General features: G+C 42.9%; 16 protein-coding genes and 4 pseudogenes. 15 read left to right on the top strand and 5 right to left on the bottom strand.

Annotated elements, in window-relative coordinates:
• Positions 1-16: 16 nt before the first annotated feature.
• Positions 17-346 carry a hypothetical protein gene (locus Xind_RS09035; RefSeq protein ID WP_047683858.1) on the bottom strand — a complete coding sequence of 110 codons (330 nt, stop codon included), beginning with the start codon at positions 344-346 and terminating at the stop codon, positions 17-19.
• Positions 347-863: 517 nt separating this feature from the next.
• Here Xind_RS09035 and Xind_RS09040 point away from each other — a divergent pair.
• From Xind_RS09040 to Xind_RS09110, 15 genes and pseudogenes are all read left to right on the top strand, one after another.
• Positions 864-1,052 carry a hypothetical protein gene (locus Xind_RS09040; protein ID WP_187649890.1) on the top strand — a complete coding sequence of 63 codons (189 nt, stop codon included), beginning with the start codon at positions 864-866 and terminating at the stop codon, positions 1,050-1,052.
• 20 nt (positions 1,053-1,072) lie between these two features.
• On the top strand, positions 1,073-1,171 hold the full coding sequence (locus Xind_RS24055; RefSeq protein WP_420856068.1) for a hypothetical protein: 99 nt from the start codon (positions 1,073-1,075) through the stop codon (positions 1,169-1,171).
• Positions 1,172-1,214: 43 nt separating this feature from the next.
• Positions 1,215-1,871 (top strand): annotated as a pseudogene (locus Xind_RS21130) (IS3 family transposase); the annotation flags it as partial.
• Positions 1,872-2,067: 196 nt separating this feature from the next.
• A pseudogene (locus Xind_RS09055) lies at positions 2,068-2,457 on the top strand (transposase); the annotation flags it as partial.
• 22 nt (positions 2,458-2,479) lie between these two features.
• Positions 2,480-2,694: pseudogene (locus tag Xind_RS09060) on the top strand (IS3 family transposase); the annotation flags it as partial.
• A gap of 31 nt (positions 2,695-2,725) precedes the next feature.
• Positions 2,726-3,382 carry a hypothetical protein gene (locus Xind_RS09065; protein ID WP_047683854.1) on the top strand — a complete coding sequence of 219 codons (657 nt, stop codon included), beginning with the start codon at positions 2,726-2,728 and terminating at the stop codon, positions 3,380-3,382.
• A gap of 14 nt (positions 3,383-3,396) precedes the next feature.
• Complete coding sequence (locus Xind_RS09070) at positions 3,397-3,768, top strand: hypothetical protein (protein ID WP_187649892.1); 372 nt, start codon at positions 3,397-3,399, stop codon at positions 3,766-3,768.
• Entirely contained in the window at positions 3,752-4,048 is a 297-nt protein-coding gene (locus Xind_RS09075; RefSeq protein ID WP_187649893.1) for a hypothetical protein, read from the top strand. The genes Xind_RS09070 and Xind_RS09075 overlap by 17 nt, the downstream gene beginning before the upstream one ends.
• A 27-nt stretch (positions 4,049-4,075) precedes the next feature.
• On the top strand, positions 4,076-4,375 hold the full coding sequence (locus Xind_RS09080; protein ID WP_047683850.1) for a hypothetical protein: 300 nt from the start codon (positions 4,076-4,078) through the stop codon (positions 4,373-4,375).
• A gap of 22 nt (positions 4,376-4,397) precedes the next feature.
• On the top strand, positions 4,398-4,892 hold the full coding sequence (locus Xind_RS09085; RefSeq protein WP_187649894.1) for a hypothetical protein: 495 nt from the start codon (positions 4,398-4,400) through the stop codon (positions 4,890-4,892).
• 2 nt (positions 4,893-4,894) lie between these two features.
• Positions 4,895-5,146, top strand: coding sequence for a phage tail protein (locus tag Xind_RS09090; RefSeq protein ID WP_246432495.1), 252 nt, complete (start codon positions 4,895-4,897; stop codon positions 5,144-5,146).
• Positions 5,146-6,246, top strand: a pseudogene (locus Xind_RS09095) (phage late control D family protein). Before Xind_RS09090 ends, Xind_RS09095 begins: the two are co-directional and overlap by 1 nt.
• Before the next feature lie 64 nt (positions 6,247-6,310).
• A complete protein-coding gene (locus Xind_RS09100; RefSeq protein WP_187649895.1) occupies positions 6,311-6,538 on the top strand; it encodes an ogr/Delta-like zinc finger family protein in 228 nt (75 codons plus the stop codon).
• Between the two features lie 195 nt (positions 6,539-6,733).
• Entirely contained in the window at positions 6,734-7,012 is a 279-nt protein-coding gene (locus Xind_RS09105) for a damage-inducible protein J (RefSeq protein WP_047683842.1), read from the top strand.
• A 1-nt stretch (position 7,013) separates the two neighbouring features.
• On the top strand, positions 7,014-7,319 hold the full coding sequence (locus Xind_RS09110; protein ID WP_047683839.1) for a type II toxin-antitoxin system RelE/ParE family toxin: 306 nt from the start codon (positions 7,014-7,016) through the stop codon (positions 7,317-7,319).
• 22 nt (positions 7,320-7,341) lie between these two features.
• On the opposite strand, the gene Xind_RS09115 is transcribed toward Xind_RS09110, so the two are convergent.
• The 4 genes from Xind_RS09115 to Xind_RS09130 form a co-directional block, all read right to left on the bottom strand.
• Positions 7,342-8,016, bottom strand: coding sequence for a hypothetical protein (locus tag Xind_RS09115; protein WP_187649896.1), 675 nt, complete (start codon positions 8,014-8,016; stop codon positions 7,342-7,344).
• A gap of 596 nt (positions 8,017-8,612) precedes the next feature.
• A complete protein-coding gene (locus tag Xind_RS09120; protein ID WP_187649897.1) occupies positions 8,613-9,677 on the bottom strand; it encodes a restriction endonuclease subunit S in 1,065 nt (354 codons plus the stop codon).
• A complete protein-coding gene (locus tag Xind_RS23145) occupies positions 9,661-11,595 on the bottom strand; it encodes an N-6 DNA methylase (protein ID WP_187649898.1) in 1,935 nt (644 codons plus the stop codon). Before Xind_RS23145 ends, Xind_RS09120 begins: the two co-directional genes overlap by 17 nt.
• Before the next feature lie 280 nt (positions 11,596-11,875).
• The gene (locus Xind_RS09130; RefSeq protein ID WP_187649899.1) at positions 11,876-12,142 is read right to left on the bottom strand and encodes a helix-turn-helix domain-containing protein; all 267 of its coding nucleotides are present in this window, start codon (positions 12,140-12,142) and stop codon (positions 11,876-11,878) included.
• Positions 12,143-12,309: the final 167 nt, after the last annotated feature.

Consider the following 12,309-nt stretch of genomic DNA (forward strand, 5'->3'; position numbering starts at 1 on the left):
AATATTAATGCCCTACTCAAAACCAAAATTGCCTAAAACCCCGAACGGCGTCCTGCATATCTCTTCTGGTAAGTTGGTTGATATTGTTTTGATCAAAATTGGGTGAGAGAAATAATATCAAATGTGTGTTTTGGTTAATAAAGTAAATTAAACTATTTGGAATGCCGTCTAAAGTAAAAGCTAAATGTAAAAGTGGATAGTGCCTGCGTGGATCATCAACGACAGGCACAGGGCCAGCGTAATAATACTCAGTTACGGCTTGGTATTGTCTCCAATGTCTTCCAGAGCGCCTTTCTCGTTCAAGAAAGCTATTAATACGGACAGGTGCTGTGAGTGGGCCAGCCATAAAATTCTCCTTAGCCATAATGGATATCATAGATACCCATGAATAATCACAAAATGAAACTATCATAGTCCAAAGCTAATCGCAGCTATTTTAGTTGATATTTTAGTCATGCATAAAACGACCATGATTGCGCACCAATCCGCAAAATCAAACAAGGATCCCATACCCCGCCAAGCGCCAGTACGGGCGCCTCTGGAACGATCCCTTGCAGGTGCATAAAAAGCGACACATTTAGTGGGCAGGCGCGGTGGGGTCACGACTGCGCGCAGCGGGGTTTATTGGCTGTGCCAGCTGCCAAAAATTAACACAGTAAAATGCGAGAACGCAGAAATCCATTCAGTGTGGCTCAAAATGACAGGGGCGTGTTTTTGTGGCGAAGGCAGGTTTAAGTTTTCACTGGGCAGGTTGTTATGCTATTTAGTCCATTGTCAATATTGATAATAAGTTAATTTTTTGAAACTCTGATAACTATCAGAATAATTAGGGCAATACGTTACGTGCACAGGGGATAAGAGTCATGACAATAGAAAAAAGGGTTGGCATTATTTTGGTGTCATTAGCCGTTTTAATGATGGGGGGGCTGGCAGTCTTTACTTCAGGTAGCGAGCTAATAGCGGCGTTTAAGATGGAAGACCGGGTGAAATCCTCTTACGTCATGTTCGTGCTTATTTTTTTCTCGCCATTGCCTTCCTCGGGCTTGTCGTGAGTATTCCACTGTCTTGGTATATGCATTTCAGGTTGCTGGATGCCGGGTATGTTATCTGCGAGAGTAAGTATGCAAAAGGGTCAACCCGGTATGCGAAAGAGAAGAGACTCTGTCACTAAGTTTATCAAGTTGAGACTGAGTGACAGTTTTATTAGGATGGGACAATGTATTAAAAAAAGCCTCAGCACTCTTGATGTCGGACTACCTGAACAGTGCACGTTAATCGAGCAATTCAGAGTGCATTATCCGGTGGTTTTCCTTTGCCAACTGTTCAGGGTTCATCGCAGTCGTTATCAGGCCTGGCACAAGCGAGTCAAGCGGCCAGACTCTGCTCGTGTGACGCTAAAAAGCCGGGTTCGTGAAGCGTTTAACAAGAGTCATGGTTCTGCCGGAGTACGAACAATTGCCTCGATAGTCACCCGTGAGGGGCTCCCACTAGGCCGATGGCGGGCCGGAAAACTCATGGCTGAATTCGGACTGGTGAGTCGTCAGCAACCCAAACATCGGTATTCACGAAAGGAGCAGGAACATGTTGATATTCCAAACCATCTTGACCGCCAATTTACTGTTACGGCACCCAATCAGGTTTGGTGTGGTGACATCACCTACATCTGGACAGGTCAACGTTGGGCGTATTTAGCGGTGGTTTTCGACTTATTTGCGCGTAAACCCGTCGGTTGGGCGATGTCATTGTCGCCCGACGCTGAGTTAACAAAGAAAGCTTTAACCATGGCATTTGAATCAAGAGGAAAGCCACAAGGTGTGATGTTTCACAGTGATCAGGGATGCCAGTATACCAGCAAAGCATTTAGACGATTATGACAGCGATATGGTATCAAACAAAGCCTGAGCCGACGGGGAAACTGTTGGGATACTCAGTTTACTATACTGACGAATACCGGAGTGAACTGACCCGTGCTGGGATTGGTTACGTGCCTTTCTGTTGACCTGTCGTTTACTTCGGTTTCCCCTGATTACCGGGCCCAGAGTCAGTGACCTAATAGGAGCCTTGCCCCTGCCCCCAAAACAATATGCAAAAAATTTGCGGAGCCAGTATGGTGTCTGCCCGCAGACAGCGGCGACTTTGCTTGCGGTGGCGGGTGATAATCCTGAACGGCTAAAAAATGAAGCCGCATTAGCGGCGCTCTGTGGCGTTAATCCTTTACCTGCATCATCGGGAAAAACGGTACGACATCGATTGAATCGGGGAGGAGCACGTGAAGCCAATAATGCACTCTGGACAATTGCGCTGGTTCGTATGCGTAGTGATCCCAGAACCAAGATCTATACTCAACGCCGAACAAATGAAGGGTTGTCAACGAAAGAAATATTACGTTGCTTAAAACGCTATATTGTACGAGAGCTGTATCCCTTAATTTTGGCTGATTTAAAATCGCTTTCATAATGATGCTTGACATAGGAGCGTCAACAGTCCAATGGAACGGTTTTTCAGGAGCTTGAAAAGTGAATGGGTGCCTTTAGAGGGATATGCAAATTTTATGGTAGCCAGATATTCAATCACTCAGTATATAACAGGTTATTACAGCCAGCTTCGCCCTCACGGGTATAACAACGGATTAACGCCCAATGAATCAGAAAGATTATTTTGGAAGCCTCTAAGTCAGTGACCAATTTTTATTGACCACTTCACTATGTTGATGGGTGTGAAGCCGATGCTGAACGAGGCATCCATCTACCACAAGGAAATGGACGAATTCCGGGCGCTGGGTGTTGGCGAAAGAATTCTGAAAGACGCGGACAAATTCGCTAACGGTATGACCATTATAGGCAATAGCACCAGTGATAACTTGAAAGCCCTGAAAGAAGCGCATTCAGTATTGCGGCATTATGATGAAGCCAAAATGGTGACGCCTGAGTTGCTGAAATTGCAATATGCGACTCGTTTTTTGGATATGCACGGGATCAGTGACGAGAAAGCACAGGAACTGCGCGACCAGTCACAGGAAGTGCTGAAAATTGCTGAAATGCGTAACATGATTAACAGCCCCGAAGACTTTAAAAAATCTGTGAACCTGTCTGCTCAGGCAATGGCAGCCAGTGGGGGGTTAGTGTTACCCAGCGATTATATGGCGATGCTCAAAACGGGAAACGTGGCGGCTAAGCAGATGAGCGATGAAGCATTTTATTTCTCCATGTCGCATATTATTCAGCAGATTGGTAGTGATCGGACAGGAACATCCCTTGCCAGTGCTTATCAGAACTTAATAATGGGCCGCACCACGCAAGGGGCTGCGGAAGAGTTGAGCGCACTGGGATTGTTAAAAAAAGCGCGGTCAAATACGGTAAAACCGGGCATATTACTAAGGTAAAACCCGGTGCGCTGGTGAATGCGGAAAAATTCCAGACGGATCCATTTCGTTACTTAATGGAAGAAATAGTGCCGCGTATTCGTAAGAAACATCCGCAGTTAGATGAACGAGGTATGGAAACCGCCGTTGCCAAATTGTTCTCTGACCGCAAGGGCGCTGACTTGTTTGTCACCATGTACCGCGAACACGCCAATATAGAGAAGCAGATCAAGGCCGGACATGAAGCCTACAGTGTAGATAAACTGGTGAAGGAAGGTAAGACGACGGCACAGGGGCAAGAGTTGGAGCTAGACGCTCGTAAACGCGATTTGTACAAACAGATCGGCGATCAACTACTACCGTTGTATATCAAGGGCCTGACAAAACAACGTGAAGCAGTTCTTTAATGACCACCCAACTGTTGCTAAATATCTTTCCATTGCGGCGGCCGGTCTGGGGATCATTCTGACAGTGATGGGTGCCATTACACTGGTGCTGGCGACCTTACTGGGGCCATTGGCAATGGTCAGGCTGGGCTTTTCTCTGCTGGGTATTAAAGGGGCGGGCAGTCTGAGTTTATTAGGCGGTGCGTTTAAAATACTGGCCGGGGTGATACGCGGAGCGACCGCGCTCATGATGGCAAACCCGATTCTGGCGATCCTCGGCATGATTGCATTGGCAGCCTGATTAATTTACGACAACTGGGAAACACTGGTGCCGTGGTTTAAAAACCTGTGGGATCGCATTTCCCATTATGTCTCGACCGCATGGCAAAATATTAAGCAAAAAATCCGTGATAAGTGGGAAGAAATCAAACAGGATACCCAAAATAAATGGGACGGTATCAAGAAGACTCTGCCAGATAAATGGGATGAAATTGTCGAAGATACCAAAAAACTGCCGGAAAAGTTTAAGCGGTTTGGCACGGAAATTATCGAAAAACTCATCACCGGGATTAAAGATAAATGGAAAGCCCTGAAACAGAGCATTGCCAATCTGGGGACGGAAATTTAAAGACGCCATCACCCCGGATTTTATGAAAACGCAGGCGCAAAAGCCGGAAGTGAAGCAGGCACTGGAGGCCTATAACAATACAGCCAGTAACTCGATGGCCGGTTTTTTTGGCGGCGCTTTTGATAGCGGGGGTTATTTGCCTGCCGGAAAATTCGGGCTGGTCGGTGAACATGGCCCGGAACTGATTAACGGCCCGGCGCGGGTGACCAGTCGCCGACAGACGGCTGCCCTCGCCACTATGGCCGCCTTATCACTGGGTGCCGCCTCCACGGTCAGCGCCCAGCAAACTCCGTTACATCCCTACAGCCTGCCGACTGCCCAATACCAAAGCGCCGGCGTGACCGTTATCAATCAGCACCAACAGCACAATCGCCCGGCGTATGAAATCCATATTCATGCTACACCAAGCCGGTCTGAACAGGATCTTGCCCGTGCGGTGGCCCGTGAACTGGATCGCTGTGAACACCAACAGCGTGCCCATGCCCGCAGTGCTTTTTCTGACCGAGAGGATTATTGATCATGATGGCCGACAGCGGCAAAGCGTGGTCGTTTCTGGACGGTCACGGCATGATTTACGGTATGTTTATCATCGGAAGCCTGGACCAGACCAAAACCGAATTTTTTGTTGATGGTGCTGCCCGCACAATTGAATTTACCGTCACCTTGCGCCGGGTGGATGAAAATCTGGGGGAGATGTTCGGCGATCTGAGCAACCAGTTAACGGAGATGAAAAACGGGGTGGCCGATAAACTCAGCGGGGTATTTTCATAATGTCACCGCCTAAGTTAGACTGGGTCACTGGTCAAACCCAAACACCGGTTTATGTGCTGAGTGCCGGAGATGAATCGGTCAACGCCCGTATTCAACATCGGCTGGTTGCTCTGACACTGACGGATAACCGCGGCTTTGAAGCTGACCAGCTGGATATCGAACTGGACGACAGCGACAAACTGCTGTCCCTGCCGCGGCGGGGCATGGAACTCTCACTGTATTTAGGCTGGCAGGGGGAACGCTCATTCACAAGGGCAAGTTTATTGTCGATGAAATTGAATACAGTGGTGCGCCGGATAAAATCACCCTACGCGCCCGCAGTGCCGATTTTCGGGCAACCCTCAATATCAGCCGTGAACTTTCCTATCATGAGAAAACGATTGGGGATATTGTCCGTACTATTGCGAAGCGTAATAATCTGTAACCTGAAATTGATAAAATGCTGGCTGACATTATGCTAAATCATATCGACCAGACCAATGAATCCGACGGCAGCTTTTTAACTCGGCTGGCAAAACAGGAGGGGACCATTGCTACCGTCAAAAACGGTTACCTGCTGTTTATCCGACAGGGGCAGAATCAGGCCGCCAGTGGTCGCCCGTTACCGAAAGTGATCCTGACCCGCCAGTCCGGTGACGGTTACCGCTTTTCACTGGCCGGCCGGAACGCTTACACTGGCGTATCGGCCAGCTGGCTGAATACCCGTGACCCGAAGAAAAAAAACACAGGTGACGGTCAAACGCAAACGGCGCAAAGTGAATCCTCAAAAACAGGAAGAAAAACAGGGTGATTATTTGGTCGGCAGCGAGGGGAATGTCTTGGTGATGAAACACACCTATGCCAACAAGTCCAATGCCGAACGCGCTGCCAAAGCCGAGTGGGAGAAAATCCAGCGCGGTGTGGCCTCGTTCTCCATCCAACTGGCAAAAGGCCGCCCGGAGCTGTTTCCTGAAATGTTGGTCAGGGTCAGTGGTTTTAAACCGCAGATTGACGGCGCAGACTGGACGCTGGTTACCGTCACGCATACCTTAAATGACAGTGGGTTAACCTCGGCGTTAGAACTGGAAGTAAAAATATCTGATGCTGACATGGGCGTCTGATTTGTTATAATCGCGCTATCGCCTAACACAGCTGGCGCTTTCCTGATTTTGAGGTGCTCATCTTATGATGAAATGCCCCCTTTGCAGCCATGTGGCTCACACACGCAGCAGTTTTGAACATACCCTTCAAACCAAAGAACGTTATAACCAGTGCCAGAATATCAATTGTAGTGCCACATTTGTCAGTCATGAAACGTTTGTCCGCTGGGTGGCTAAGCCGACACTAGTTGAGTTCGCCCCGCCGCATCCAGAAAAGGGACAACAAACGGTCATGTGCTTTGATAGCCCTTAAGATAATTATTAGCCCCTGATCCTTGGGGGCTTCCTGAATGTCCCTTCAATTAATTCAAACAACTGCCTCCAAATTTTACTCAGCCATTAACAGTGTTCTTTTTTAAAACAGCATTGTTGTTTTAGTTTGCTATGCTAACATGACAACACAAATGACAACATGCTATTGAAGTGATAGCGAACTAAGGGGGAATGAATGGAGACAATTCATTTTCGTATTGATGAAGAAACCAAGCGCCTAGCTATGCAGGCTGCTAAACGCCATCAGACAGACTTAACTAAGTTAATGCGGCAAAAAGCCGAAGAGCTAGCAAATGAAGAACGTGAGTATCAAAAAAATACCCATGCTTACTGGTTAGAAACGGAAATTGAGAAAGCCATTGATCGGTGTGAAAACGGTTCGGCTCAGTTTATGGATGAGGCTGAAAGTCAGCACCGGATGGCGCTACTGCGCAATAAACTGAGCAGGGGATAACGTGATCACTATTTCATGGGAAGAAACCGCGCAAACTGACCGGGAGCAAATTTATCTTTACTTCTTTGAACAGGCTGGGTTGTTATTGGCTGATGAAATTGACGCAAAGTTCGTGGAAATGACTGGACTGCTGAAAATCACTCCGTATGCCGGTATGAAAGTCCGTAACAACCCGGATGAGCATTATAGAAAACTTGTTGTCCCGCATTTTCCCTTTATCATGCTCTACCGTTACGATGAAGAAATTGAAAATATAAAAATTATCAGGATATTACATACCGCCAGAAGAATAGCGGGATTGTTTTAAGTAAAAAATTTCCTGATGACTCTCACCCTATCAATGGGCATAAACGGTGAGTTGTTCTTACTATGGCATAAGGAGACGGTTCACTCAGCACCAATGAATATGTTGTGTCAACATGCTTATAGCTTGAGTCATCATTCATACTCATTTTAATAATTCTTTCTAGCGGAGTATAAGAGCCATCCCACTGACTAAAATTAAAGAAAAATTTATCAAAGTTGATTCGATTATCGAGTGAATTGGGGTCTTTCTTATAGTCGGCGTAGCACCATCCAAGCACTTCATCTAATTTTAAATCACCGGGTTTTTTATAAGACATCTCACTTAAACAGCTGTAGAACGCGTCAGTCTTAAGTCTGTCTATATCTTTGTAATAAATATAGCTTTTAACAATATCTTTTCTTTTATACTGAGGTTCCTGTGAGTATTCCCAAAGTGTTTTAGTGGCATGTTGTTGGAGGAATGTTTGAGCATCAATCGGTGGCTCTTCTTTAGTGCTGCCGCCGAAAAGGAAAGAGTGCACACCGTAGATAATGGCGATTATGATGATGAAAGGGATCGCGCCTATCAAAATGGTTATGCAAAGCGCTGAAAAAGGCATTGAAGCAGGCTTAGATGTTTCACAATGAGGGCATACCTTATTTCTTTCAAAAACTATTTTAGTGCATTTTTTGCATCTGGCTCTTCTGGTTCTAGCCATAAAAATTATTCCTTAATTAATCGAAACTACCTATCACTGATAGTGATTATCAAATTGGTGTATTTTCTGTCTGGCATCGCTGAATAATTATTAAAAGAAACGCTTCATGATGCAAATTAGTGCATCTTCTGCGACACCAAAAAATATTTTTTCGAGAGTGGTTTTTGAGGGAAAACAGAGGTGGAATAAATGCTGTGTATTCATATAGTGGTGCCAAAGTGCTGCCAATTTCGATTTTTCGTGCACGAAAAACCTAAGAAAAAAGCCACCGTACGGTGGCTATTTTTATTCCCGAACTCACTGTTTTATCAGTGGTTTTTAATTTGGTGCCAGGGCGGGACTAGTGAGTTGATGCAATCTACTGAATATATTAAATTTATTTTCACATATTGTTTTTATGCCCCTATTAATGCCCCCAAAATTTCCCGTTTTCTATGTTTCATATCTTATTGATTTTATTTGTTTTTTGTATTTTCTTTACGTTAAAGAAAAAACCATGAGGTTCAAAAATGGTCAAATTAAGATGCCGTTTTATGCTCAGGGATCTATATAATAATTTGTCATTTTTATGACTTTCATCACAAAACTAACATTACTCACTTATCACAACTCTTGGATTGAGAATACAAAAACTCAATATACTGTTTGCGCTTCCGATACTCCAAATTCATCATATATTGCGCCATATATTTATAATCTGGCGTTCCATCTTCAGCAACAGGAAGTAGAATCATTTGTCGTTTTAAACGAGTTGAATTAATCGTGTAAGAAAACGAGTACTTGTCTTTATGCTGTCTCAATGATTGTGCAATGAAAAATAATGCTTTCTCCTGAATCACATTTTTAGGTTTTAATATGTTCACTTTTGTCCCTGTAAAAAATGTGTATATTTGAACAAATGGCGATGCTGTTTCATTACCTATTGTGATTACTGGAGTATCTTTAAATAGATACTCTTGGTCATAATCCAAGAAACCATCATTGCCATTATGAACTTCTTTTCTGGTAATATAAGGATACATTCCAGAGCATTTATCCACTTTATTCCCATCAATATTTTTGCCAATTTGGACGTCAAACAACTCACTAATAAAGAACTCACGCCATTCTTTATCCTCGAGTGTACAGACCTCTTTAAATTCAAGCTCAGCTAATTCTTTATGGCAATGTTCAATATATTCATTTTTTTTATTGTTTATCAAATTATTAACGTATTTATCCATGAATGGATAGTCTGGTTTACCGTTCTCGTCGATGGGAAGCATTATTTTTTGGCGTTTTAATCTTCCTGTTCCCATTTTGTATCCATAGTTGTATTTTTCACGCTGGCAACTAACTTGATTGGATAAGAACAAGCCAACATATTCAGATTTAAATTTAGGACGCAATTTACGACAATCGTTAGAGAAAAGACCTTTATAAGAATGGTAAAAAGAATATCCCACAGAGCCATTTCGATTAACTGAAAGGCAGTTATCTTCTAATGTATTGTTTTTATTTCCTACAAAATGACCAACTCCATTGTTTTTGGCAGTTGAAGATATGTAAGGTGTTCTTCCAGAAAAACGCTCCGCATCGTAAATATCTTTACCTGAAACAATTTCAGCTATATTTTCAATAAAGAACTCATCCCATTCTTTATCTTCAATCTTCAGAAGCATTATCTATCTCCTCGGAATCATTCGATTCAAATAAGTATCCTCGATTCTGCATAATCATTGAAAACTCAAAAGTCAGATAATCACCAATGGTCTTTTCAAATTCTGAATCAGTTGGAATTTCATCATTGAAGTAGTAGAAGCTATGAAGCCATTCATCATCGGCTTCAACAGTAGTTTTTACGCAGAAACTGCTTTCGGCTTCGATACGATTAAACCAAACATCTAATAAATGCTGTTTTCTATCTTTCGCCTGCTCTGTTTCAATCAGACCAATATGAGGGCTTACTTTGAAACCATCTTCACGGAAATCAATAAACTTGCATTCTTTATTAACAGGATGGGGTTCTCCTGCGGTAAAAATAGCAATACAAGGCATGATTCCCACTCCATAGAAGGTGTCTTTATTGAGCGTAATGACGCCTTGTAGGGTATGTTTTTTGAAAATGTTTGCCTTGATAGCTTGCTCTTCTTTGGTTTTACCCGTAACGGAAGACTGAGGAATAATGACAATCACATATCCATCTTTGACCAAAGAATCAAGCAGGTGTTCAGTAAAAGCAATCTCATAAAGATTAGGGTTTTTCTTTGAACCCTGTGAATATGGTGGATTCATCATCCCAATTGTAGCTTTATTTAATTGAAGCACGTTTGGGTCTTCGTTCAGGAAATTATGATTAATCAGATTGCTTTGACCATCACCACGCAAAATCATATTTGTAGTGGCAATGGTGAACATGTAGGGCTGCAACTCAAAACCATGCAGTTGTTTTTGACGAATGTTTTTTCTGGTATTTTCATTGTCAGTTTGAGCCAGCATATGGTACATAGCGGCAATTAGAAAGCCTGCTGTACCTGCGCAAGGATCTAACACGACATCATCTGGTTTAATATCCACCAAATCACAAAATAGATCGGTAATATGCTTGGGCGTTAAAACAATCCCAAGTGTTTGACCATCACCACCAGAATAAGACATAAACTCACCGTAGAAACGACCCAAATAATCTTCTGACGATCGGGTGTATTTGATGCTTTTGTAAATTTTTTCACGTAGAAATTCGGTGAAGTGTTTAAGAGGAGTTTTATTTAGGGTGGTGTTAATTTCATTCAGGATAAACGTATCTTTAATGATAGAGAACTGACTTAAAATCTTATCACGTTTAACATCTGGAGCAACATTTGAGCGCTTTAAGTTATTTTCAATAGCGTTATAAATTTTATCGCCATCTGTATCAACATCATCACCCGTTAAATGGAGCACATCAAATCCACGATATTCTTCTTCTCGTAACGCCAGCAAGATTCCCGAAACGATAAGAGGTTTATCAATATCTTTTAAGTTACCGTAATTACGCAAATCTTCGTGAAGTTCAGCAGCATCTTTTAGAATCTCAGCAAGCTCTTTTTCTTGTTCAGTATTTTCTTGCAGAATTTCTCTAGTATAGTATTCGACAATATTACTATCAGTGAATGAGATAAAAGATTCGACTTCTGGTAGCTCACGGTAATACTTGGTTTCATCAATAAAGTAGGGGCTTATTCTGTGTCTTTTCTCATCGCCTGAAATGCCAAACGCAATGATTTTTTTATATGATGTGTTTTGAGCTAAATGCTGGCTATAGAACAAGGCCCCGTTTACAGAAAAGTCTTTAATGTCTTTCGGCTCAAGGCTTATTACACCTTTAGCATCTAATTTTACGTGTTTAGATATATCCGCTTTATTTTCTATAACAAGAATGAAATCTTTAACAACACCAACAAATTCAGGAAAACCGACTTTCCTAGACCCGCTTTTGGAAGCAGTTTTTAAAGCGTTATCAATCTCAAGTATTGTACTGCCCTGAGCATCGTGTTTAATTCCAGCTTCTTTTAGTAAGCCGTGAACCCATAAATCTGTTTGTGCTTCTTTTTTCGCCACATTCCGCTCTCCATTCCGTTTTAAGAAATGATAGTAGAGGATTTTTAGATTTCAATTTTCCGACTATTCTGGTTATTTTATATAATTTACGTTATTCGTTACGATAAGTAATAGGATTAGACCTGATTTTAGGAGGGATAGCAGAATGGGTGTTTTACTATTTATTTAAATCAAAAAAAGCCGTGAGGTTTTAAAATAGTTAATTAGGTTGCTACTGCACACTCAGGGCTTCATATTAAAAATTATCATTTTCACGAAGTCGATCACAAATTAAAGTCGGTTATTCCTGTGGCTTAGAGCGGGCTTTTCTTTCTAATAATTCTCCGGTATAAGAATCGAAATAACGACTGGGCCAGATCTCTGAGGGATGGATGCCAAGGTAATTTGCGATAATCCATTCACCTTTAGGCCACGGTCTGTTGAAGGCATTTGCCAGTGTAGATGAACTGAGTCCTGCTTCACGAGAAACAGCTGCTAAGGTTGTTCCACGCTTACGTAATGCTGCGATGATATCGGCCTGATGCCAGTCATTTTTAATATTATTCATTCCTGCTACCCCTTCCATTAATTAATATTGATGGTGGTGATTCAAGCAAGGTTCGCATTACCGGAGTATCCACCGGTGAGGCCGAAGCCTCCCCTGCCTGAATCACCATTGAAAGGGTGATAGCAGACGCACTGGTAGAAAAATCCTACCAGTGTTTGGATACTACA

Source organism: Xenorhabdus indica (assembly GCF_014467235.1).
Classification (GTDB): Bacteria; Pseudomonadota; Gammaproteobacteria; order Enterobacterales; family Enterobacteriaceae; genus Xenorhabdus; species Xenorhabdus indica.

Bases quoted from the DNA above. Each gene is read 5' to 3' on its own strand.
- Xind_RS09100 (WP_187649895.1), top strand. From the start codon at position 6,311: ATGATGAAATGCCCCCTTTGCAGCCATGTGGCTCACACACGCAGCAGT.
- Xind_RS09065 (WP_047683854.1), top strand. From the start codon at position 2,726: ATGCTGAACGAGGCATCCATCTACCACAAGGAAATGGACGAATTCCGG.
- Xind_RS09035 (WP_047683858.1), bottom strand. From the start codon at position 346: ATGGCTGGCCCACTCACAGCACCTGTCCGTATTAATAGCTTTCTTGAA.
- Xind_RS09040 (WP_187649890.1), top strand. From the start codon at position 864: ATGACAATAGAAAAAAGGGTTGGCATTATTTTGGTGTCATTAGCCGTT.
- Xind_RS09115 (WP_187649896.1), bottom strand. From the start codon at position 8,016: ATGGCTAGAACCAGAAGAGCCAGATGCAAAAAATGCACTAAAATAGTT.
- Xind_RS09105 (WP_047683842.1), top strand. From the start codon at position 6,734: ATGGAGACAATTCATTTTCGTATTGATGAAGAAACCAAGCGCCTAGCT.
- Xind_RS09085 (WP_187649894.1), top strand. From the start codon at position 4,398: ATGAAAACGCAGGCGCAAAAGCCGGAAGTGAAGCAGGCACTGGAGGCC.
- Xind_RS24055 (WP_420856068.1), top strand. From the start codon at position 1,073: ATGCATTTCAGGTTGCTGGATGCCGGGTATGTTATCTGCGAGAGTAAG.
- Xind_RS09120 (WP_187649897.1), bottom strand. From the start codon at position 9,677: ATGCTTCTGAAGATTGAAGATAAAGAATGGGATGAGTTCTTTATTGAA.
- Xind_RS09130 (WP_187649899.1), bottom strand. From the start codon at position 12,142: ATGAATAATATTAAAAATGACTGGCATCAGGCCGATATCATCGCAGCA.
- Xind_RS09090 (WP_246432495.1), top strand. From the start codon at position 4,895: ATGATGGCCGACAGCGGCAAAGCGTGGTCGTTTCTGGACGGTCACGGC.